The organism is Nostoc sp. DedQUE09 (assembly GCF_034530915.1).
In the GTDB taxonomy this organism is placed as follows: domain Bacteria; phylum Cyanobacteriota; class Cyanobacteriia; order Cyanobacteriales; family Nostocaceae; genus Nostoc.
On record NZ_JAVRCE010000008.1, the window covers coordinates 39,570 to 61,377 of the forward strand.

General features: G+C 43.0%; 21 protein-coding genes. 11 read left to right on the forward strand and 10 right to left on the reverse strand.

Annotated elements, in window-relative coordinates; translation table 11 throughout:
* Positions 1-778: 778 nt before the first annotated feature.
* From fdxB to RMY27_RS07485, 7 genes are all read left to right on the forward strand, one after another.
* Positions 779-1,072 (forward strand): ferredoxin III, nif-specific, encoded by a 294-nt coding sequence (gene fdxB, locus RMY27_RS07455; protein ID WP_322661831.1) that lies wholly within the window; start codon positions 779-781, stop codon positions 1,070-1,072.
* A gap of 560 nt (positions 1,073-1,632) precedes the next feature.
* Positions 1,633-2,622: a cytochrome c oxidase subunit II gene (locus tag RMY27_RS07460; protein ID WP_322661834.1), complete on the forward strand. Its 990-nt coding sequence runs from the start codon at positions 1,633-1,635 to the stop codon at positions 2,620-2,622.
* Between the two features lie 133 nt (positions 2,623-2,755).
* A complete protein-coding gene (gene ctaD / locus RMY27_RS07465; protein WP_100900574.1) occupies positions 2,756-4,444 on the forward strand; it encodes a cytochrome c oxidase subunit I in 1,689 nt (562 codons plus the stop codon).
* Between the two features lie 385 nt (positions 4,445-4,829).
* Positions 4,830-5,429, forward strand: coding sequence for a heme-copper oxidase subunit III (locus tag RMY27_RS07470; RefSeq protein ID WP_322661839.1), 600 nt, complete (start codon positions 4,830-4,832; stop codon positions 5,427-5,429).
* An 86-nt stretch (positions 5,430-5,515) separates the two neighbouring features.
* Positions 5,516-6,001 carry a hypothetical protein gene (locus RMY27_RS07475; RefSeq protein WP_322662027.1) on the forward strand — a complete coding sequence of 162 codons (486 nt, stop codon included), beginning with the start codon at positions 5,516-5,518 and terminating at the stop codon, positions 5,999-6,001.
* 279 nt (positions 6,002-6,280) lie between these two features.
* On the forward strand, positions 6,281-6,892 hold the full coding sequence (locus RMY27_RS07480) for a cupin (protein ID WP_322661840.1): 612 nt from the start codon (positions 6,281-6,283) through the stop codon (positions 6,890-6,892).
* 503 nt (positions 6,893-7,395) lie between these two features.
* Positions 7,396-7,845 carry an ArsC/Spx/MgsR family protein gene (locus RMY27_RS07485; RefSeq protein WP_322661843.1) on the forward strand — a complete coding sequence of 150 codons (450 nt, stop codon included), beginning with the start codon at positions 7,396-7,398 and terminating at the stop codon, positions 7,843-7,845.
* A gap of 117 nt (positions 7,846-7,962) precedes the next feature.
* Here RMY27_RS07485 and RMY27_RS07490 read toward each other — a convergent pair whose 3' ends face one another.
* The 3 genes from RMY27_RS07490 to RMY27_RS07500 all read right to left on the reverse strand — a co-directional run bounded on the left by RMY27_RS07490 (position 7,963) and on the right by RMY27_RS07500 (position 11,335).
* Positions 7,963-9,042, reverse strand: a complete 1,080-nt coding sequence (locus tag RMY27_RS07490) for a fatty acid desaturase (RefSeq protein ID WP_322661845.1) — start codon at positions 9,040-9,042, stop codon at positions 7,963-7,965.
* 220 nt (positions 9,043-9,262) lie between these two features.
* A complete protein-coding gene (locus tag RMY27_RS07495; protein WP_322661848.1) occupies positions 9,263-10,315 on the reverse strand; it encodes a fatty acid desaturase in 1,053 nt (350 codons plus the stop codon).
* A 198-nt stretch (positions 10,316-10,513) separates the two neighbouring features.
* Positions 10,514-11,335 (reverse strand): acyl-CoA desaturase, encoded by an 822-nt coding sequence (locus tag RMY27_RS07500; RefSeq protein ID WP_322661850.1) that lies wholly within the window; start codon positions 11,333-11,335, stop codon positions 10,514-10,516.
* A gap of 90 nt (positions 11,336-11,425) precedes the next feature.
* On the opposite strand from RMY27_RS07500, the gene RMY27_RS07505 reads away from it, so the two are divergent.
* Positions 11,426-12,661 carry a methionine gamma-lyase family protein gene (locus RMY27_RS07505; protein ID WP_322661852.1) on the forward strand — a complete coding sequence of 412 codons (1,236 nt, stop codon included), beginning with the start codon at positions 11,426-11,428 and terminating at the stop codon, positions 12,659-12,661.
* Positions 12,662-12,716: 55 nt separating this feature from the next.
* On the opposite strand, the gene RMY27_RS07510 is transcribed toward RMY27_RS07505, so the two are convergent.
* Complete coding sequence (locus RMY27_RS07510; RefSeq protein WP_322661854.1) at positions 12,717-13,433, reverse strand: SGNH/GDSL hydrolase family protein; 717 nt, start codon at positions 13,431-13,433, stop codon at positions 12,717-12,719.
* A 48-nt stretch (positions 13,434-13,481) separates the two neighbouring features.
* Between RMY27_RS07510 and RMY27_RS07515 the strand changes: the two genes are divergently transcribed.
* Positions 13,482-13,625, forward strand: a complete 144-nt coding sequence (locus RMY27_RS07515) for a hypothetical protein (RefSeq protein ID WP_322661856.1) — start codon at positions 13,482-13,484, stop codon at positions 13,623-13,625.
* A gap of 289 nt (positions 13,626-13,914) precedes the next feature.
* The gene (locus tag RMY27_RS07520; protein ID WP_322661858.1) at positions 13,915-14,763 is read left to right on the forward strand and encodes an alpha/beta hydrolase; all 849 of its coding nucleotides are present in this window, start codon (positions 13,915-13,917) and stop codon (positions 14,761-14,763) included.
* 186 nt (positions 14,764-14,949) lie between these two features.
* Here RMY27_RS07520 and RMY27_RS07525 read toward each other — a convergent pair whose 3' ends face one another.
* The 5 genes from RMY27_RS07525 to carA form a co-directional block, all read right to left on the reverse strand.
* Complete coding sequence (locus RMY27_RS07525; RefSeq protein ID WP_322661860.1) at positions 14,950-15,252, reverse strand: DUF1816 domain-containing protein; 303 nt, start codon at positions 15,250-15,252, stop codon at positions 14,950-14,952.
* Between the two features lie 85 nt (positions 15,253-15,337).
* Complete coding sequence (gene rlmB / locus RMY27_RS07530; RefSeq protein ID WP_322661862.1) at positions 15,338-16,516, reverse strand: 23S rRNA (guanosine(2251)-2'-O)-methyltransferase RlmB; 1,179 nt, start codon at positions 16,514-16,516, stop codon at positions 15,338-15,340.
* A 92-nt stretch (positions 16,517-16,608) separates the two neighbouring features.
* Positions 16,609-17,088 (reverse strand): Mini-ribonuclease 3, encoded by a 480-nt coding sequence (locus RMY27_RS07535; RefSeq protein ID WP_322661864.1) that lies wholly within the window; start codon positions 17,086-17,088, stop codon positions 16,609-16,611.
* Positions 17,089-17,682: 594 nt separating this feature from the next.
* Positions 17,683-18,048 (reverse strand): STAS domain-containing protein, encoded by a 366-nt coding sequence (locus RMY27_RS07540; RefSeq protein ID WP_084227153.1) that lies wholly within the window; start codon positions 18,046-18,048, stop codon positions 17,683-17,685.
* Positions 18,049-18,303: 255 nt separating this feature from the next.
* Positions 18,304-19,470, reverse strand: coding sequence for a glutamine-hydrolyzing carbamoyl-phosphate synthase small subunit (gene carA / locus RMY27_RS07545; RefSeq protein WP_322662029.1), 1,167 nt, complete (start codon positions 19,468-19,470; stop codon positions 18,304-18,306).
* A 252-nt stretch (positions 19,471-19,722) separates the two neighbouring features.
* Between carA and RMY27_RS07550 the strand changes: the two genes are divergently transcribed.
* Positions 19,723-20,763: a retropepsin-like aspartic protease gene (locus tag RMY27_RS07550; RefSeq protein WP_322661866.1), complete on the forward strand. Its 1,041-nt coding sequence runs from the start codon at positions 19,723-19,725 to the stop codon at positions 20,761-20,763.
* On the opposite strand, the gene trpD is transcribed toward RMY27_RS07550, so the two are convergent.
* Positions 20,693-21,784 carry an anthranilate phosphoribosyltransferase gene (gene trpD, locus RMY27_RS07555; RefSeq protein WP_322661867.1) on the reverse strand — a complete coding sequence of 364 codons (1,092 nt, stop codon included), beginning with the start codon at positions 21,782-21,784 and terminating at the stop codon, positions 20,693-20,695. The two genes, RMY27_RS07550 and trpD, sit on opposite strands and share 71 nt — an antisense overlap.
* Between the last annotated feature and the right edge of the window lie 24 nt (positions 21,785-21,808).

Below are 21,808 nucleotides of genomic sequence, written 5' to 3' on the forward strand. Positions count from 1 at the left end.
TAGTACTTAATGAACATTTTAGCTTTGACGATAAAACCTTAAACAAAATATTTTTTCTAAATCTTTGAGCCTCCTATACTTGAGCTTCCTCTGATTTGTTAATAATTTTAATATTTAAGGCACGATCATATTCTGCCATAAACTTTACAGTTCCTTTATAAATTAATTTTGTGTATTCAAATGAAATACAAATATTCCTTTTGTCATCATTTATCTAAATATTTAAATCAAACTAAATTGAAAATTGTTGCTTTCTAAAATACATATTGTATATATCAAAATGTAACTAGCGAACATTTATTTTGGTATATATGTATACTTTTTATCCAAACTTATTTGCCTAAGCCTAAAAATATTTGAAAAAGAATATCATTACTCTTAGAGATATAGTTGCATTTGCTGGAAATAATAGTTAAATCAGCAGCTATAAATCACATAGATATGAAGCTTTACTCAACTGTAGAGGTTTCAAATTCTCAACTTGTTACTTATCCTCTGTATGGAAATCGCTGCTCATGGGCTACTGTCTCTAGCCAGAGGCTCAATGAATGTATGTAGATGTAAAGCATAGGAACGAAGAATACTAAATATTCATAAGAATTATTTGCAATAATTTTTATCTATAAAATGACATAAAAAACAATTGAGCATTGTGTTCAAAGTCATCGAAAACTGATGTGATAAAAGTAAGTTTTGAATACAAAATAATAAAAGACTAGGATAATATGATGATTAATGCACCAACAGATTGACAGGCAAAATTGCTGAGGATTTATTCATGGCACAACTAACAGGTTTGACATTTGGCGGTAAGGCTTGGACACCAAAATTCGCTCAGGAAATCGACAAGGACAAATGTATCGGCTGTGGCAGATGCATTAAGGTATGCGGATACAATGTGCTTGGCTTGAAGGCGCTCAATGAAGAAGGTGAATTTGTGGAAGATGAAGATGATGAAGAAATTGAACGGAAAGTAATGGCAGTTACTTCTCCAGAAAACTGTATTGGTTGTGAAGCTTGTTCGCGGATTTGTCCAAAGAACTGCTACACCCACGTTGCTTTAAATAATTAAAGTTTTTGCAGTTAGTCAAAATTGTTGTTCGTCGAAGGAGGCACTGTTTGAATAAAGCGCAAATGCGCTAGGCAAGGTAACTTGAGGGGAATACTCAATACTTACTGGAATTAATAAAAAGTTCACAGTAAACAAATCCGTGAATTGCAAAATGTTAGCTATTAACAAATTTAAACTTGCTGCTAATATAGCCTAATCAATATTAGGCCTAACAGTGCCCTCTTGGAACAACTAGCTTTTATGAAAGCAGGGGGCTAACTTTGTGGTATGAGTTGAAATATAATTTGCCATTTTTTGGGGGAAAGATATGGAAAAAATCTGGAAGTTTCCCCCATTTTTTATGGCTGCACGTTAGAAAGTTAATAAGTGAAAAGGAAATGGAGAATAGGGAATGGGGATAAGGGAGATGAGGGGACAAGGGGACAAGGAGATAAACAAAACTCCTAACTCTTAACTCTTAACTCTTAACTCAGCACTCAGCACTCAGCACTCCTAACGCCCAATGCCCAATTCTCAGAAAATAACAGCTCTAAAGACGGTTTACAAAGCAGGTAGCATGTATGCAACAAATTCCTGTTTCACTATGGACTCTGGTTGCTGGGATAGTAGTTACAGCAATCAGCATTTGGATCGGTCAAAACCACACTCTCATGCCGGCGCAGGCATCGTTACAAGCGCCTTTGGTAGACGGTTTTTTCAACGTCATGTTTACCATTGCGATCGCACTCTTCTTGGTGGTAGAAGGAACAATTGTAGTTTTTTTGGTTAAGTTTCGTCGCCGTCGCGGTGATGATACCGATGGTTTGCCAATAGAAGGCAACGTTCCCTTAGAAATCTTTTGGACAGCAATTCCCACAGTGATTGTCCTCGGTTTGGGCATCTACAGCGTAGATGTTTTTAACCGAATGGGTGGATTTGAGCCTGCGGGTCATCCTCATTCAGCCGCTCATGTTGCTCATCAGTCGGGAACCGCTCTTGCAGCTACATTAAGCGATACCTCAGAAGCAACAACTGCCCCAACAATAGCCCCAACAATTGGTATTGGCGCGTCTCCCAAAAACCTAGATAAACCAGCCGATTTAGTTGTTGATGTCAAAGGCATACAGTACGCCTGGTTATTTAATTACCCTGATAGTGGCATCACCTCTGGGGAATTGCACATACCCGTCGGTGCTGATGTTCAACTCAACCTTTCAGCACAAGATGTAATTCATTCATTCTGGGTGCCAAACTTTAGGCTGAAGCAAGATGCGCTTCCCGGTATCCCTACCGAATTACGGTTTGTCGCCACTAAACCAGGTACATATCCCGTAGTTTGTGCTGAGTTATGCGGTGGTTATCACGGTTCAATGCGGACACAGGTAATTGTCCACACACCAGAAGAATATGATAGCTGGCGGACAGAAAACCAGATTGCTCAACAACAAAATATAAATCAAGTCGTTGCAGTTAATCCAGACGACTTATCAACATCAGAGTTTCTCGCGCCCCACACCCATGAGATGGGAATTAGTGCAGCAACTTTAGAGTCAGTAGTCATGAGTCATTAGTCATTGGTCATTGGTCATTGGTCATTAGTCATTCAAATGACAACGGACAAATGACAACGGACAAAAGACAGAAGACAAATGACAAACGACATAGACGCCCAGAGGGCGGCTTCCCGTAGGGTAGGACAAAAATATGACGCAGGTAGAATTTCCACGGAATACTCCACCAGAAGAAAATAAACCGAAAATGGTAATTGGCCACACCTCCCATCCGAAGGCGTGGAAATGGCAAGACTATTTTACATTTAATGTTGACCACAAGGTTATTGGTATCCAATACCTAGTGACGGCGTTTGTTTTCTATCTCATCGGCGGACTGATGGCTGTTGCTCTGCGTGTTGAATTAGCAACACCAGATGCAGACGTACTCGACCCCAATCTGTATAACGCTTTCATGACCAATCACGGGACGATCATGATCTTCCTGTGGATTGTCCCTAGCGCCATTGGGGGATTTGGTAACTATTTGGTGCCGTTGATGGTTGGTGCCAGGGATATGGCTTTCCCGAAGCTGAACGCGATCGCCTTTTGGTTAAATCCCCCAGCAGGTGCGCTCATTTTAGGTAGTTTCATTTTTGGCGGTTCCCAATCTGGTTGGACAGCTTACCCACCTTTGAGTTTGGTGACAGCACCAATCGCTCAAACTATGTGGATACTTGCGATCGTCTTAGTGGGAACTTCTTCAATTTTGGGTTCGCTGAACTTCGTAATCACCATTTTGATGATGAAGGTTCCTAGCATGAAATGGGATCAAGTGCCCTTGTTTTGTTGGGCAATCTTGGCTACCTCTCTGCTGGCACTTCTCTCCACACCTGTATTAGCAGCCGGTTTAGTTCTGCTGTTGTTTGACCTCAACTTTGGCACCTCCTTCTTTAAACCAGATGCAGGCGGTAACGTTGTAATTTATCAACACTTATTCTGGTTTTATTCTCACCCGGCAGTATATCTAATGATTCTGCCCATCTTCGGCATCATGTCGGAAGTAATTCCAGTTCACGCCCGCAAGCCAATCTTTGGTTATAAAGCGATCGCTTACTCTAGTGTAGCCATCTGCGTTGTCGGTTTGTTCGTCTGGGTACACCATATGTTTACCAGTGGCACACCCGGCTGGATGCGGATGTTCTTTACCATCTCCACTCTCATAGTTGCAGTTCCCACTGGCGTGAAGATTTTTGCCTGGGTTGCTACCCTTTGGGGTGGTAAAATCCGCTTCACCACGGCGATGCTTTTCGCCATTGGCTTGTTGTCCATGTTTGTCATGGGCGGCTTAAGCGGTGTAACGATGGGAACAGCCCCCTTTGATGTTCACGTCCACGACACATATTATGTTGTCGGACATTTCCACTACGTTCTGTTTGGCGGTTCCGTGTTTGGCATCTACGCCGGCATTTATCACTGGTTCCCCAAAATGACCGGACGAATGCTGAATGAAAATTGGGGACGGGTTCATTTCGCCCTTACCTTCATCGGCACTAATCTTACTTTCTTACCCATGCACGAATTGGGTTTGAAAGGAATGCCCCGACGAGTGGCAATGTATGACCCCCAATTTATCGACCTCAATCAAATTTGTACCTTCGGTTCAATTGTTTTGGGGATATCGGTAATTCCTTTTGCCATCAACATGATTTACAGTTGGTTGAAAGGACCTTTGGCTGGTGATAATCCTTGGCAAGCTTTAACCTTAGAATGGACAACTAGCTCACCACCCGCAATTGAAAACTGGGAAGTGTTGCCGATTGTCACTCATGGCCCTTATGACTACGGTCAGGAGCATAGAACTGAATTACAGTCATCAGCGACGCCGGAAGCTAGTGCTTAGTTCGTAGAGTGAGTGATGCGATCGCACTCAAAGCCACTGAAACTTCTAGTTATTAGATTTGAAAACTCAAAACTCCAAGCTTGGAACACGAAACTTCAAGCTTGGAACACGAACGCCCAAATTCAATAAACGAACGCTCGAATTCAATAAACGAACGCCCGAATTCAATAAACGGACGCCCGAATTCAATAAACGGACGCCCGAATTCAGAAAACGAACGCCCGAATTCAGAACACAAAACTCGGAATTTTGAAAATTCCTGAACAAGTTAAGAGTTTGGCTAAACAAGGATTTTGGATAAAGAATGGAAATTTAGCTGGTTCATACTTCATTCTTTATTCAAGTTTCCACAACAGACAGAGTAGATCGTATTGTCAAAAAATCTATGACTATAGCTACAACCACGAGCGAAGATCACAGTACAGGACATGAAGAACATCCAGATTTAAGAGTTTGGGGATTGTTGACATTCCTCGCCTCTGAATCCCTGATGTTTGGAGGATTTTTTGCCACTTTCTTATTTTTCCGAGGTACTACAGCAGTTTGGCCTCCAGAAGGGAGTGAAGTAGAACTACTTGTGCCGACAATTAACACCATTATTCTGGTGTCTAGTAGTTTTGTAATTCACTTCGGTGATACGGCGATTAAAAAGAATAACGTCAAGGGAATGCAACTGTGGTATGCCATTACTGCAATCATGGGTGCAATTTTCTTGGGTGGTCAGGTTTATGAGTACTCAACATTAGGGTACGGACTGACTACCAACGTTTTCGCCAACTGCTTTTATATCATGACAGGGTTCCACGGTTTGCACGTTTTTGTGGGACTGTTATTGATATTACGCGCATTGTGGCGATCGCGTCTCCCTGGTGAATATTCTGCAACCAATCATACTTTCATCGAAATGACAGAAATTTACTGGCACTTCGTTGACATTATTTGGATTGTTTTATTCACTTTGGTGTACATTCTCACTTTGTTTTAACTTGGGCATTAGGCATTGGTAATTATTACTACTTTTTTACTATTGCCTATTGCCTATTACCTATTGCCTACGCACAAAAAATTATTATGCAACTCGATGCAAACAGATTCTCATGGTTCCAGGTTCCAGAGGACATTAAAAACTTATTAGTTTTAGCTGCACAAAACTGGGATAACACATCAAAATCAGAAAAATATATTCAACAAGCTTTAGCACAAACTGGTGAAAATACAGATGTCTTGGTAGCAGCATATAGATTTTTCTATTATAAAAATAATTATTCTCTTGCATTACAAACAACAATCAAATTATTAGATAAAATTAAAGAACTAGAAAAATTTCCTGATGACTGGGAGCAACTTAAGCCGATACTAGTCAATCGCAAAGAAGAACCACAAATTCGATTGTACTTAAATGCTTATGCTGCTTCTGGATTAGTACTAGCAAAGTTAGGAGAAATTGAGGAAGCAAAAAAAATCAGCACCAAAGTTAAAGAGATAGATGAAAAGCATGATTTTGGTGCTGGAATTCTCCTGGATATTTTGACACGTCCAGCTGAAGAAGATGATTAATTAGTCAATGCACTTCTCGACAAGAAAGAGTCGAGTTGAATAGAGACGCGATTAATCGCGTCTGTAAAATAATCAATGCCCAATGCCCTTTTTGCGAAAAATCATGAACAATTGGTTATCTACCAGATCGTATTCCTCTTACTCCCTATTAGGAGCAGCTACTGATAGTAACTCTATCTTTCCTCCTGTCACGATACCTACTAAACTTCCTGTAGGTAATATTCCTAATGTCTCTCCAATCCTGATCATCCAATCTTCTCCGTTATCAATTTAAAAGTTATGAAAGGTAGAGATTGGCTACTAACGGGGGATGGTCAGCATCAAGCTTGTAAATCTGTAAGAGCATGGGATTTATTGAGAGAAAATTACCGCCTTTATCGATTTTTAACTGAGGTAGAAGATGTTCTCAATAGTGGGGATGATGAAGTCAGTTGTCTGCCAGAAATTCGGATGCTCGTAAGGCGCTTGATTGTAAATTCCTACTGGGTACGAAGTCAACAGTTAGAACCTTCGCCCAAAACGGGAACCTCTGTTTTACTCCTATACGATGAATTGGGTTTTCCCTTAACTGTGCAAACAGTAACATTTGCACCGGGAACCCGTTCAAACATTCATAATCATGGGACATGGGGAATCGTCGCGGTGCTAAAAGGTCAGGAAAAAAATACTTTTTGGCAACGCACTAATAGCCCAGAATTTGAGGACAAAATTGAACAGACGGGAGAGCTAACTTTATTTCCAGGAGATATTATTAGCTTTACTCCCGATGCTATTCACAGTGTAGAAGCAGTGGGTGATGAACCAACTGTGACTTTTAATATCTACGGTGAAACCGATCCCAATGAGAGATTTGAGTTTGACCCGATTAAGTATAGTGCTAAAAACTTTTAGCATCACACAGTAGGGAGGCACAGCCGTGCATACGTGTCAACCTAACGTGAAACCCTTGTCAAAACGTGATATTTCAGTTCTCTAGCTTCCCATCACGATTTGCGTTACCCCATCCTAACCCTCCCCGTATGTATTGGGGAGGGAACTAGATTCCTTTTTCCCCCCTTTCCAAGGCAGGGCTGTTTCATTCCCCAAAGAGCTTTAAAAATCAAGGGTTATAGCAATTAAAAATTAGTTATTTTGTTACTAGCGTGCCGATGAAACCAACTATTTTACTGATATTTCAGTGCTTAAATATTCATCTCTTCGTCACGCTTACTTACAATTTTCTTGCTAACCATCTTGACAAATCCTGTTTGAAATGGAATGAATCAGCCCTGCCTTTCCAAGGGGGGACTAAGGGGGGTAAAACGCCTGTGAAATAAGCGTTTGAACTTAAGTTGATGCCAATGCACAGCTGTGCATCCCTACAACCAAACCGTATTCTACTAAGAGGTAGTTAAATGGCAAGAGTAATTTTCTATAGCAAACCAGGCTGTAAAGGTGGTACTAAGCAAAAAGTTTTGCTCACAGCTGCTGGTCATGAAGTGATACCATGCAATCTGCTAACAGAACCTTGGACAGTTGAGCGGTTGCGTTCATTTTTTGGCGATCGCCCCGTAGCCGAATGGTTTAATCTTTCCGCTCCCAAAGTAAAATCTGGTGAAGTGGTTCCTGAAAAAGTGGATGAACAAACCGCTTTGGCGCTGATGCTGAAAGAGCCACTGTTAATTCGCCGTCCTTTATTAGAAGTAAATGATCGCCGTGAGGTAGGATTTGATGTCCAAAAGATTGATACTTGGATTGGCTTACAAGCTGTGGATGAATCATTGCAAGAAATCAGCGACAAGCTGATGAAGCAAGATTTGCAAAACTGCTCCCACGGGCATGGTCATCATCACCATAATCATTAGGATGGTTGTAGCCATCATGGTGAACAACATCAAAAGCAAGCTAGCTTCAGTTATTAGACTTCTTCCATGAATCAAAAGCCCTCTCCCAAGCTTGGGAGAGGGCTTTTGAAATTGGCTCTAGTCTTTAGCTAACTTGTTGTTGGATGTGTAGTAAACTCTACTACCACTATCAGGTACAAAATGGCAGCTGAGACATGAACGCCATAATGACTTCCAAATAGGTTCTTCCGATTTGTGGAAATACTCACCCATCACTGGTTTTATTGCCTCAGTTGCCTTCAGCAAATTGTAGTGAGGGATGTTAAGGAATATATGGTGAGCAACATGAGTACCAATATCGTGATGGATATGATTAACCAAACCATAATCACGGTCAATACTAGAAATTGCGCCTTTCAAGAAAGTCCAATCTTCTCCACGATACCAGGGAAGCTCTGGCTCAGTGTGGTGTAAAAATGTCACCAAATCTAGCCAAACTATAAATACAAGGTAGGGGACAGCATAATATTTCAGCAACCACATCCAACCCCATTGGTAGGTGAGGAAGCCAAGCAAACCTACCATGCCAATCAAAAGTACAGTACTAGTGAGGACATCCCATTTTTCCGATGGTTTGAAAAGCGAACTGCTGGGCAAAAAGTGGGAGCCTTCTTTATTAGGAGAACGCTTAAACAAATACACAGGATAAGCCAAGAGAAAAATATAATATCTGCCGATCTTTTGGGCTAAAGGCATCTCCTTGTATTGTGATTCGCTTACAGGATACCAGCTTTCATCGTTATCGATATTGCCAGTATTTTTGTGATGGGTTCTATGGCTGATTCGCCAACCATGATAAGGAACAAGTATTGGTGTGTGAGAAAGATGTCCAATCAAATCATTCAGCCATTTATGCTTAGAAAAAGATTGATGTCCGCAGTCATGCCCGACTACAAACAAAGCCCAAAACATCGTTCCTTGCATTAGCCAGAAAATCGGGAAGAAAAGCCAAGAATCCAGGTAAGAAGCAACTGCATAAAGCAGACTGATAATCAGGATGTCACGAAAAAAGTAAAAAAGTGATTTTGTTACATTGGGCTGAAAGCATTCAGCAGGAATTGCAGCTTTTAAATCTTGAAGAGTGAAAGGTAATTTAGTGGAATCCTCAGACGTTTCGTAGCCAGCAGGATTATTGAACGTGACGATATTTGATTGCACTGGATTCTTTTGTTGGATATAAATCGGAACTTTATTTGAGACAAGATAATCTCACCTCTAGGATGCCCACGAAGCTAGCGATCGCTAACACCAAAGAAGAGAAACTTTGGCAATTTACCTAACAATTTTTAGTTAGTAAAAAGTCGCCAAATTCTATTTAAACACAGCATTATAAACGCTCTCGTTAAATTTAAGAGCGTGAGTGTAGTCACAGTGCTATTTATCGCTGTGTATAATGTTCGTCGAAAGTCTTATAGCCAACGTCAGTTGTGTATAGTTGGCACTGGTCTGTAATCTGTTTCATTAAAGGCCAAGAAAACTGACACTCATCATGTAGATAAGGCTCCCAATTTTCTTTGATGCTGCTGTAAGCTAGCCGCAAATTATAAGAAGGAATCGCAGTGGAAATATGATGAGGAACATGAACATTGATATCGTGGCACAGGATTTCTACCCAGCGCGGATAATCGCAATGAATAGTGCCAGCTAGCTGTGCTAGAGCTTCGTTCCACTTGTTCGCTGTCGTAAAAGGAACATCTGCGGCAGTATGGTGAACAATAGTAAAAGTACTCATCCAAAAATGGTAAATCATCCAGGGTACTAGCCAAAACTTGACAAAGCCCCAGATACCAGTTGTAGCGATCAGAAGCGGAAAAGCGATCGCAGCAAATACAACTACTACAGCCACAGAAAGCTTGATACTCGATTGGTCTTTAGTTTTGAAGTTCCGCCAATCAAAATGCACCACAGCCCAATGTCCAATGGAACCTACCCACCAGAACCGTTTACGCATGAACAGTTCAAAAGCAGACTGTCGGGTTTTATCCCAATCTTCAAACACTTCTGGTCTAATGGGATGCCAAGCGTTGTCTTCATCCAGCTTGTTGGTATGAGTATGGTGATAATTATGCTTAATCCGCCAACTGTGAAAGGGGTAAATTAACGGCATCATGAAAAAATGCCCTACCAAATCATTTACCCAACGACGTTTGGCAAAAGACCGATGACCGCAATCATGGCCAATTACAAAAAAACCTGTTAAAGCAGTGCCCGTAAAAATCCAAGCTAGGGGCAAAAGAAACCAAGGAGTGATAATCAGGCTGTAATAGCCCAAGGCGACTGCCAAGACACTCAGCAGGACTTGTGTCCAAGCTTTGCGACGGTTCTGCTGAAAACATTCGCGTGGCAGGGTTTTGACAATATCTTTGAGCCGAAAGTCGGAATTACTAGGCTCATCACTTAGTTTCTGGCTATTAATTATTGATGTAGTCATGGACACCTAAAAAACAATAAACTCCTCCACCAAGTCACCAAAAAGTAACTTGCCGTAAAAATTCTTCACATTAGCGCTTCGGATTATAGCAACCTAACCGACACAAGCGCACCCGTAAGTAAATAGCTTTTTGAAAAGTTAGGAGTTAGAAGTGATCAATTATGAGTTAAAAAGGCTACACATCCTAACTCCTACCTCTTAACTAACTTTTGTTGGGGCCAACTTCACATTAGTAGCCAGACCAACTGCTTGTAACAATTGAACTGTCATCCAGGTTAAATCGATTTCCCACCATTCCAGCCCATGACGAGCTGAGTATTGAAAAGCATGATGGTTATTATGCCAGCCTTCACCGAAAACTAGTACGGCTACCCACCAGCAATTAGTCGATTTATCGCCAGAATCATAGCTCCGATAGCCAAATTTATGAGTCGCGCTGTTCACCAACCAAGTGCAGTGGTAAACCCAGACAATGCGAACAAAAATTCCCCAGACAACGAATGACCAGCCACCTAGAAGCAAAAGCAATACACCTAGAGCAACCTGGATCAAAATGAAATATTTTTCTAAAAACTGATAAACTGGGTCTTCGGCAATGTCTTTGGTGAAACGAGGAACATCAGCGTGAGCGGGACAGTAGTGAATCAGCCAATCCATGTGGCTCCACCAGAAGCCTTTATTAGAATCATGGGGATCGGCATCAGTATCAGAGTTTAAATGATGAATGCGATGTGTCCCGACCCACTCAATTGGGCCTCCTTGACACGAGAGTGTCCCAAAGAAAACCAGGAGATACTCTAGCCACTTGGGAGTTTGAAAACTGCGATGAGTAACAAGGCGGTGAAATCCGAGAGTAACTCCTAAACCACCTGTTATCCAGTACAGCAGGAAACCCACACCAACTGCTGTCCAGCTAAAGTTACCAGGAACAAAGGCAAATAAAGCGCCGATGTGCAGTCCAATGAAAAATAGGGTATTAACCCAGTTAACTTGAGGTTTGGTTGAAGTAGCAATTGTCATGCAGTAACCTGAATTTGAATTTTCTAGCCTAGTCTGCGCGATCTTAAAATCCGCATATCTATAATCTTAATTTTTTTGAACGAGGAACTGATGAACAGCTTAGAACAGCTGCGGCAAGCAGAACAGGCACTATTAGAGATTTTTTCTGGAATTGACGCTCAGGTCAAGCATAATCTAAAACGAGTGCTGGATGCTTTTCGTAATCACCGTGTAGGGACACACCACTTCGCTGGTGTAAGTGGTTATGGTCACGATGATTTAGGACGAGAAACTTTAGATAAAGTTTTTGCCGAAGTTATGGGTGCTGAAGCTGCGGCTGTGCGAGTGCAGTTTGTTTCGGGAACTCATGCGATCGCCTGTGCTTTGTTTGGTGTTCTCCGTCCTGGAGATGAAATGTTAGCAGTGGTCGGTTCTCCCTACGATACGCTTGAAGAAGTCATTGGTTTACGGGGTCAAGGTCAAGGCTCTCTTATCGAGTTTGGCATAAATTACCGTCAATTGGAGCTATCCCCAGAAGGAACTATAGATTGGCAAGCAATAAGAACTAGTGTGGCTGAAAACACTCGTTTAGTCTTAATTCAGCGCTCTTGTGGCTATTCTTGGCGTCCTAGTTTATCAATTGCCGATATTGAAAAAATCGTTCACTTAGTCAAACAGCAAAATCCGAACACCGTTTGCTTTGTAGATAATTGCTATGGCGAATTTATTGAAACAAAGGAACCTACAGCCGTAGGTGCTGATTTAATGGCGGGATCATTGATTAAAAATCCTGGTGGCACCATTGTCAGTGCTGGCGGTTATGTAGCCGGTCGCGCCGACTTAGTAGAAGTATCCGCTTGTCGCCTCACTGCTCCCGGTATTGGTAGTTATGGTGGTGCTACTTTTGACCAAAATCGCCTGCTGTTTCAAGGCTTATTTCTAGCGCCGCAGATGGTAGGAGAGGCGATCAAAGGGACTTATCTTACTGGTTATGTATTTGATAAACTCGGTTATCCAGTAAATCCTGCTCCCCTAGCTCCCCGTGGAGATGTAATTCAGGCAATTAAACTCGGTTCTGCCGAAAAGCTAATTGCTTTCTGTAAAGCCATACAACAGCATTCTCCTATCGGTTCCTACTTAGATCCTATTCCAGATGATATGCCAGGTTATGAGAGCCAGGTGGTCATGGCTGGGGGGACATTTATTGAAGGGAGTACTTTGGAATTATCAGCAGATGGGCCAATGCGATCGCCATATGTAGTTTATTGCCAAGGAGGGACTCACTGGACTCATGTGGCGATCGCCTTGGAAGCTGCGATCGATGCAATCGGCACTAGTGGTTTGTGATTAAGGATTGGGTTGGTAACGCTCAACTATAATATCGACACAGGAAAAAATATCTTTATTTACCGACAACATAGGGGAGAAAAGCCCGTCTCACTTCGGATGCACCCAACAGACTTGGCTCGATCGTCGCTGTAAACCAGGATGGATCGCCCTTTAGGAAATGGGCGTGGAGATCAACAAATTGCCCATAGCGATTAGCGATTTCTTGAATTGCAGTGTTCATGCGCTGGAGGTTCTTGCGGGCGATCGCCGACTCAACCCCTACAAAGTTGCGCCTGTCATCTCCAAAGGTAGGATCGTACACATTACCAAGCACAACGGGGCGAATTGGCAACTGCTGTACAAATGTGTCCAAAGTATTGGCAAAAGTTGCGATCCCTGCACCAGTATCTTGAATTAATCCCCGCAGTAGATCGTTACCACCGATAGTGATTAGTGCGATCGCCTTTCCTTCCACCCGCAATTGGTGAGCCTGAGAAGGCAACCCATCAACCGTTGCACCATCACGCGCACGATGTTGCAGTTGAGCAGACCCACGTGAAGTCAGATCCTGACCTTGAAATTCGGGAAATAGGCGATCATTATTCTGGACGAGGAGTTGCCCTGGATGAACACCAAACTCGTTATATCGTCCGCAATCTAAAATTGAGTCGCCAAAGGTATATAGCGTCACCATTTCTTGCTCCCGTCGATTGCAGCCAAAGAGAGTTAGGACACTTGCCCCGCCAAATACTTGAATAAAGTGTCGTCGCGTAGGTCGAAACGCAGCCATTACACTCTCCTGTTTGTCCGACCCTAGCATGAGGAGATGATAGACGATATGAATCAGAAGATGGATTTGCGGTTACAAGCTTTGAATCTCGGAATACTTCTTACACTAGTCGCAACCCATCTCAACGTTGAGCCAGTAGAACTTCAGCTTGTGCGATCGCTACAGGTAAACATAATTCTTCATTCTGGGTAGTTGCTAGGCAAAAGGATTTCAAGCCTATGACACAATTAGAAGAATAAGATGGAACTACTGTCACAAACCCTGCTCTGAACAGACAGGGCTTGTAAGAGTAAGACTAACCACCCTTCAAATACAAGACTAAAACAGTGTCTAGCTTGTAGGTTCACAACCTAAACTGAATAGGTACGTAACTTTGAAGCGATTTTGAACGGAAATAAGTTGTGACTAAGATTAAAGGCTTGAAAACTGAAAGTCAACGTATTTTAGAACATTTGTTCGGTAGACAGGAGAAGGGCGAGTAATGAGCGATCGCTACACCACAACCACTGCACGTCTAAATGTCTACACCCAAGGTCAAGGATTCCCTATTTTGGGCTTACATGGTCATCCTGGTACTGGTCGTAGTCTTTCTGTCTTTACCAATCATTTATCAAAACGCTACAAAACTTTTGCCCCTGATTTACGCGGATACGGCAAAAGTCGCTACAACGGCAATTTTGATATGAATGACCATTTGACTGATTTAGAAGCGCTGCTAGACCGTTTGCACATTGAAAAGTGCCTGGTATTGGGATGGTCGCTTGGCGGCATTCTGGCAATGGAGATGGCATTACGTTTGCCAGAGCGCGTTACTGGGCTGATTTTGGTGGCGACAGCCGCAAAACCCCGTGGCAGTCATCCTCCTATTACTTGGCAGGATAATTTATATACTGGCATTGCTGCCCTATTGAACTATATAAAACCGAGTTGGCAATGGAATATTGAAACTTTTGGTAAGCGATCGCTTTTCCGCTACCTAATCCAACAACATACATCTACCAGTTACAATTACATCGCCAAGGAAGCAGTACCGGCTTATTTGCAAACCTCCCCTGCTGCTACTCGTGCGCTCTATAGTGCAATTCAATCAGGATACAATCGGCTTGTAGATTTAGAACAAATACAATGTCCTAGTTTAGTACTTGCTGGTGAAAAAGACCGCCACATCACATCTGATTCCAGCTTACAAACTGCTCAACACCTTAACAATTCTCAGTGGCAGTGCTATCCCAACACCGCTCATCTTTTTCCGTGGGAAGTTCCCCAGCAGGTGCTAAATGATATTGATCGTTGGCTGAAAGAACATCCGCAGGTAACTGGTAGTCAATAGTCTAGATATTTAATATTTAAAAAAATATTTAAAAAAATTTTGACTATTGACGAAGAAAAAAGGAGAGGGAAGATGTAGTGACGCAATGAGTGAAAAAGACACAATAACCCCCGGTAAAAGGATTTTCTGTGTCTCCATGTCTTTGCGTCCCCGCATCAGAGCATCCTTTTCATTTTCTGGCCTAACTTAAATTTGACCGCCAAAGGCAGGCTGTACTTTGCGGTCAAATCTTTCCCCCAAGTCGTCAGCAATTGTTAAGTTACTAGGTTTGCAGCGCTTGACATTCACAACAATTCCCTGCGCTCCTTCGATCTCCAAATCTTCTATGTATCCTTTGCTTGCTAATGTTGCATCAGAAGAACTTAGAAATGGCCCGAAGTAATACGTGCAACGGGGATTCTGCGTCACAATCTCTACCCACCAAGCCAAGCCGATGTAGTCGAATGTGTTAATTAACACTTCCTTGAGGTTATGCCAAATGGTTTTCATGGTTTTAGCCGATTTATAAACGTCTACAGGGTGTTAAACGATATGCTGCTTTATTATCTTTTACATTTCTTTATACTCTGTTACGTTATTTTTTCAAAGAGCTTTTTTGTAATTTATCTAAGTGCAGGGTATTTAGCGATCGCTGGCGATAAATCTCATAAAGCGCCATACCTGCTGCTACGGAAGCATTCAGGCTGGGAGTCTTACCCTGTAGAGGAATCGATACTAAAAAATCACAAGAGCGTTGAGTCAACATACCCAGACCTTCACCTTCTGAGCCGATTACCAAAACGATTGGGCCAGTGAAATTCACTGTATGCAAAGGTTCGCTGCCACTTGCAGCAGTACCGTAAATCCAAAAGCCAGCTTCTTTTAATTCTTCTAAAGAGCGGCTGAGGTTGACAACTCTAGCTACAGCAAAATTTTCTAAAGCGCCTGCTGCCACTTTCATGACAGTGGAAGTGATCCCAGATGCCCTTCTTTGGGGAATCACCAATCCTTGAGCGCCTATTGCTTCGGCAGTACGAATTATTGCTCCCAAGTTGTGGGGATCGGTAATTCCGTCAGCTACTACAATTACAGCATCAGTTACAGATTTGCATTGCTCAATTAGATCGGGCAATTCCATGTAAGCGTAGGGAGCAATTTGTGCTGCCACACCTTGGTGATTAGCGCCGTTGGTGAGATAGTCTAAACGTTTGGGTTCAACCTCATCAATAACTGTGCCATTTTCCTTTGCTTGCAAGAGAAAATGGTGAAAGCTGGGATCGTACCGCAGACGGGTAGTAATCCAGAGACGGTTGAGATTGCGCTGATTTTGCAATGCACTCAATACTGGATGACGACCGTAGATGAGATCGTTATCTTCTTCTGTCGGTGTAGATACAGACGGCTGGGAGAAGTTGCTATTTTGTTGTCGCGAGTTCCCATAACTGGGGTTGCTATCTATTTTCCTGGGATTGCGATTCGGATTAACAACAGAGATGGTGTTGCCATCTACTTTTCTGGGGTTGTGAGTTGGATTCGCACCAGATGTGGGTTTGCTATCTACTTTCCTGGGATTGCGAGTCGGATTCGCACCAGATATGGGATTGCTATCTACTTTTCTGGGATTGCGAGTCGGATTCGCAACAGAAATGGGGTTGCTATCTATTTTCCTGGGATTGCGAGCCGGATTAGTAATAACACGTTTACCCTTAATTTTTACGGGTTGTCCCCGATTTGGTTCGCTAGAAGTCTTGACTTTTTTGGGTTTATCCTGCATTTGAGTTATGAATATAGCGTATGGTTGCTCGTTCCGATTACCTCAATTTTTTGAACCTAATCTAGTGTTGTGGCTACTGTGAAATTGAGTTTTCACTCTTTTTCTAGATGAAGTATTTGCAACAGCTCGGTTAGACGTTGGTAATCGGCGATATATAAGTAGCCTATTAAAGTTTCTAGACTAGTTGCCTGTTGATAAATTTCGGGATTAAGTCGCTTAGGGCGTCCTGTTGCGGCGTTTCTACCCCGTCGGACAATTTCTAATTCGTTATCCCTGAGATGAGGAATCAGCGATCGCAAATGTAGCGCTTGTGTTTCTGCTCTTACCTGCTCCACTACCAGACGATGGTAAATCCCTGACCGCTGCAATGGCAGCAGATAGAACATTCTAACATACAACTCATAAATTGCATCCCCTAAATATGCTAAAGCACTAGGAGAAATTTGTTGCACTTGCGAGAGGGAAATCTGTTGGAATGGCCCTGTGGTTGCCAAGAGTGCTTCAGTCCAAGACAAGCTCTGTTTGGGAGTTTCATCTTGTCCATCTAATAGCTCTTCCTCCTGTGACTTCACAAATAAATCATTCCTTGACGGGCTACATTTGGCAGGCATTCTTCGCAAAGACTGATTTTTCTGAAGTATGCCGTGATAGTATACTTAGCATAATCAATACTATCAAAATTACTTCTTAATTTCATCTTTTTGATTGAGAGTTGGCATTTAAAATCACCCTGATGTCAACATCTATAAACCAAATTTCGCCTACTTCTTGTGGTCTGCGCCTAAGATAGGGTAAAATTTTAACATCAAATTCACCCTTTTACTTGGTAGCATTGTGATGCTTACGGAGTAAACGACAACTTTTAACTATACAGCATCAAGTCAAATCTATCTATAAACAAATCTGCTGGCTTTGTATTTCTTACAACAAATATCTCAGATTTGATTATTTATCCAATATTCTAGCCAACGATTACATACCCAATACACACCCAATAAATTGGGTCTCTATATCTTTAGTTTTTACTCAACTTTAAACATAATAGCTCAACTGGCTTTATGCCTCTCCCACAAGGAGAGAGGTTTTCTGCCAGAAGTTTTAAAAATTAAGCTATCTGAGATTGAATCTGGATAGCTAAATTTACCTCTCAGATCGAGCAATCAAGACTACTTGACGTTTTCTAGAGCGTCTTCAACTGATTTTTGCAGGGAGAGAAACTTCTCTAGGCGAACAAGCTTGACCGTTTGAGTTACGCGGGCATTCGTGACAATTTGCAAAGTGCCATCAGCAGTTTGAGCTTGCTTGGCTAGCTGCACCAGAGCGCCCAAGCCAGAGCTATCAACAAAGTCAATTTGTGAGAGATCCAAAATAATGTGCTTAGGACCCTCGTCTATCTTGCTGCCAAGTGTCTTGCGAAATGTCGGCTCAGAAAAAGCATCTAACAAACCTGTGAGGCGGAATAGCTGACAGTTATCCCGGACTTCACGAGTGCCCCTCAGGCTAACGGTTAGATTCAGTGGCTCAGCAATAATTCCCTCCTCATGAGTTAAAGTGAACGCTCAAGTATAAATGGTTTTTGAGCAAGTTGTCTACAATCTGTTGAAATAGGGGATTGGGCATTGGGCATTGGAAAACTTTTCCCCAGTCCTTAGTCCCCGATCCCCCATTTGCATTTTGCTATTTTTATTTAATCCTAGATGCGACAACTTGACTCTTGCTTTTTGCTCTAATTCCAAATTAAAAATGCATAGTTCAAAAAGAATTCTTTCATTTTGAATTTTTTATTTTTAATTTTGAATTTCCTGGAGGGGTTGACGTGCTGTTCGCATGGCTTGAATAAATTGCTCAAACAAGTAATCAGCATCGTGTGGGCCAGGACTAGCTTCTGGGTGATACTGTACGGAGAAGACAGGTAGAGATTTGTGCCGTACCCCGGCAATGGTGCGATCGTTTAAGTTTAGGTGGCTAATTTCTACAACTGTCGTAGGTAAAGAATCTGGGTCAATTGCAAAACTATGGTTTTGGCTGGTAATTTCTACTCGTTGTTGTAAACCGGCAGGCTGATTCAAACCACGATGACCAAATTTGAGTTTATAGGTTTCTGCCCCTAGTGCATGACCTAAAATTTGGTGTCCCATACAAATACCAAAGATGGGTTTTTCACTTAACAGGAGTGCTTTGGCAGTTGCAATCCCTTCAGTGACGGCAGCAGGGTCGCCAGGCCCATTAGAAAGAAACACACCATCTGGATTGTATTTGAGAATTTCTTCTGGTGGTGTATCAGCGGGTACAACAATTACCCGGCAACCATAACTGACTAAGCGACGTAAAATATTGCGTTTTACGCCAAAGTCAAGGGCAACAACGGTAAAGGCTTCTCCAAGATTTTCCCCAGCCTCCGAGTTAAATTCCCAAGCTGGAATTGTGGGATCAGACCATTCATAAGCCGTTGAGGTGGTGACTTCACGAACCAGATTCAATCCTGCCATGTTGGGGGCTGCTAGTACCTGCTCTAGCAATTCCGCTTCATCGAGAATGGTTGTAGAAATGCCACCGTTCATCGCTCCGAACATCCGAATTTTGCGGGTGAGGGCGCGGGTATCGATGCCGTAAATCCCTGGTATTTGGTTTTGTTTGAGGTAGTCAGGTAAAGTTTGTGTCGATCGCCAGTTACTTGGATGATGACAAATATTCCGGGCGATCGCACCCCGCACTTGGGGCCCATCTGATTCTTCATCTTCGAGATTGACGCCAGTATTCCCCAATTCAGGATAGGTAAAAATCACAATTTGACCGCGGTAACTAGGGTCAGTCAGAACTTCTTGATAGCCTGTCATGCCAGTGTTGAACACCACTTCTCCGATCGCGGTTCCCGTCGCACCAAAAGACCAACCGCGATAAGTGGTTCCATCTGCAAGGACAAGTAAAGCTGGTATTGAGTCAGTCAGGGGCATAGTAGATTGGGCAGTGGGCATTGGGCAGTGGGCATTGGGGAGCCACTGCGGTCTTGGGGTCTCCCCAAGTGGAGCAAGTGGCGTCATTGGGCATACTCTTTCTTATTCCCTATTCCTTATTCCCCAATACTGCGATTGTTAATTATCCCATGAGTTGGGCAATTGGGAGTTTTAAAGATAGTTAATTAAAATTAAAAAAGAATTAAAGTAGCGGGAGTGGATTTGGCAAAGCTTGGGCAGTTAAAATTAATTATGCTTCAGTCTTTTTTATCCCGTGCAACCCTAATTTTTGTATCAAGCACTCTAGCGGTTTTGTGCGTTGCCTGTAGTGAAGACAAACTGAACACCGCTACTGGTGGCGATGAGCAACCTACGCCAATTGGGGATCTAGCACCAGTCCAGCCTACCGTTAAACCAGTAAGACCAGCAGCTACCCCAGAAGCGCAGCCGCTAGATCCGTTTGAAAGTGAACCAAGTCTTTTTGAGATGGGACGAGACAAAGCTGTTGGCGCTTGGAGTATCAGCCAATCGGCTCAATCTCCAGATGATTGGAAATTGGTGGCGAGTCAGTATCAGGAGGCGATCGCGCTAATGCGAAAAGTGCGGCGACAAAGCCCAGAATTTGCGATCGCTCAAACCAAAATCACGGAATATCGCCGCCAAGTTAAATATGCCCAACAGCAAGCAAATCCTCGCCCTGTTGCAGTTAGAGAACCTCAGAAAATAGTCGTTGTTGTTCCTCAAAGAGAAACCACACCAAAATTAACTTTACCTCCACGAGAAACAAAACCGTTACCACCAGAGCCAGCTTTGCCTTCATCAGCAGTGGTGATTCCCGATGAAGCAGTATTTACAGCGCCGATAAAAAGACGAATTGGTGGCACGCCAATTGTGGAAGTTACCTTTAATGGCCAGCAACAATTTGAGATGATTGTGGATACGGGAGCAAGTGGCACTGTCATCACCCAAGAGATGGCTAATGCTTTGGGAATCGTCACAGTGGGAAAAGCTAAAGCAAATACCGCGAGTTCCAGAGCGGTAGAATTTCCTGTAGGCTATGTGAATTCGATGGCCCTTGGCGGGGTAGTAGTGAATAGAGTAGCAGTAGCGATCGCAGGTGCGGAACTAGATACTGGACTTTTAGGACATGACTTTTTTGGTAACTACGATGTCACCATTAAGCGTAATGTGGTAGAGTTTCGCCCGCAATTGCGATCGCAAATCAATTCCCTAGAAACTCAACCAACTGCTCCAGCTTCGTCCAAGCAGCCCCACTTTGTAGGATATCCTTAGCGATTTTAATCCCCTCGGCGTGATCGAGGAATGCGATCGTACCCGCTACTTGTAGCGCCAACGAAGCATTTAAAGCAACTGCGTCCTGTTGCGCCTGAGTTCCCTTACCTTGGAGTACAGCCTTGAGAATTTCCGCATTCTCTTGGACATCGCCACCCCGAAGCATACCTATGGGAGCAGGTGTTAGATCCAAATCTAGGGGATTAATGGTAGTTAACTGCACTTCTCCATCTGATAACACCGCCAAGTCAGTTTCATCTCCTAACCCAGCCTCATCAAGTTTTTCTCGCCCGTGTAGCACAATCGCCTTTTCCTTGCCCAAATTCTGTAAAGCTTCGGCAACAGTTGCCAAAAGTTTGGGAGTAAATAAGCCCACCACCTGCCCAGTTGGACGCAAGGGATTTACTAACGGCCCGAGCAAATTAAAAATTGTTCGCACCCTCAAAGTCCGCCGTAATGAAGCAACCGCCTTGAGTGCTGGATGCCAACCAGGGGCAAACAAGAAAGTGATCCCGACTTCTTGTAGTGCGGCTTGTACTTTTTCACTAGAGGCACTCAAGTTTACACCCAAGGCTTCCAATACATCTGCACTCCCCGTGAGACTTGAAGCTGAACGATTGCCGTGTTTGGCGACAGGTATACCAGAGGCTGCGGCGACAAATGCAACGGCTGTAGAAATATTAAAGGTTGATGAACCATCTCCACCAGTGCCACAGGTATCTATTACAGTGCTGAGTGGTGTTAGCGGTAGCGGGGCGTTTAGCCCGTGCTGAGTGCTGAGTGGGGAACATTGAGATTGTAATACCTCTGCCATACCGGTCAACTCGTCGGCAGAAATGCCTCTAAAGTTCAGCGCTGTTAAAATAGCCCCTGATAACTCTGGGGGAACCGCTTCACTGAGCCAACCTTGCATCAATTCAGCAGATTGAGTACGAGACAAAGATTGGCCATCTATTAATTGTTGCAGCAGGATATACCAGCTAGCAGAGGATTCTTGAGCAGGGATTGGAGAAGTTACCATAGCTAAGGTTTGTATGTTGTAGCT

Excerpts from the sequence above, each read along its gene's own strand:
- fdxB (WP_322661831.1), top strand. The coding sequence starts at position 779 with ATGGCACAACTAACAGGTTTGACATTTGGCGGTAAGGCTTGGACACCA.
- RMY27_RS07510 (WP_322661854.1), bottom strand. The coding sequence starts at position 13,433 with ATGGCTGCGTTTCGACCTACGCGACGACACTTTATTCAAGTATTTGGC.
- ctaD (WP_100900574.1), top strand. The coding sequence starts at position 2,756 with ATGACGCAGGTAGAATTTCCACGGAATACTCCACCAGAAGAAAATAAA.
- RMY27_RS07500 (WP_322661850.1), bottom strand. The coding sequence starts at position 11,335 with ATGACAATTGCTACTTCAACCAAACCTCAAGTTAACTGGGTTAATACC.
- carA (WP_322662029.1), bottom strand. The coding sequence starts at position 19,470 with ATGCCCCTGACTGACTCAATACCAGCTTTACTTGTCCTTGCAGATGGA.
- RMY27_RS07495 (WP_322661848.1), bottom strand. The coding sequence starts at position 10,315 with ATGACTACATCAATAATTAATAGCCAGAAACTAAGTGATGAGCCTAGT.
- RMY27_RS07505 (WP_322661852.1), top strand. The coding sequence starts at position 11,426 with ATGAACAGCTTAGAACAGCTGCGGCAAGCAGAACAGGCACTATTAGAG.
- RMY27_RS07475 (WP_322662027.1), top strand. The coding sequence starts at position 5,516 with ATGCAACTCGATGCAAACAGATTCTCATGGTTCCAGGTTCCAGAGGAC.
- RMY27_RS07525 (WP_322661860.1), bottom strand. The coding sequence starts at position 15,252 with ATGAAAACCATTTGGCATAACCTCAAGGAAGTGTTAATTAACACATTC.
- trpD (WP_322661867.1), bottom strand. The coding sequence starts at position 21,784 with ATGGTAACTTCTCCAATCCCTGCTCAAGAATCCTCTGCTAGCTGGTAT.
- RMY27_RS07515 (WP_322661856.1), top strand. The coding sequence starts at position 13,482 with ATGAATCAGAAGATGGATTTGCGGTTACAAGCTTTGAATCTCGGAATA.
- RMY27_RS07485 (WP_322661843.1), top strand. The coding sequence starts at position 7,396 with ATGGCAAGAGTAATTTTCTATAGCAAACCAGGCTGTAAAGGTGGTACT.
- RMY27_RS07480 (WP_322661840.1), top strand. The coding sequence starts at position 6,281 with ATGAAAGGTAGAGATTGGCTACTAACGGGGGATGGTCAGCATCAAGCT.
- RMY27_RS07520 (WP_322661858.1), top strand. The coding sequence starts at position 13,915 with ATGAGCGATCGCTACACCACAACCACTGCACGTCTAAATGTCTACACC.
- rlmB (WP_322661862.1), bottom strand. The coding sequence starts at position 16,516 with ATGCAGGATAAACCCAAAAAAGTCAAGACTTCTAGCGAACCAAATCGG.
- RMY27_RS07460 (WP_322661834.1), top strand. The coding sequence starts at position 1,633 with ATGCAACAAATTCCTGTTTCACTATGGACTCTGGTTGCTGGGATAGTA.
- RMY27_RS07550 (WP_322661866.1), top strand. The coding sequence starts at position 19,723 with ATGCTTCAGTCTTTTTTATCCCGTGCAACCCTAATTTTTGTATCAAGC.
- RMY27_RS07470 (WP_322661839.1), top strand. The coding sequence starts at position 4,830 with ATGACTATAGCTACAACCACGAGCGAAGATCACAGTACAGGACATGAA.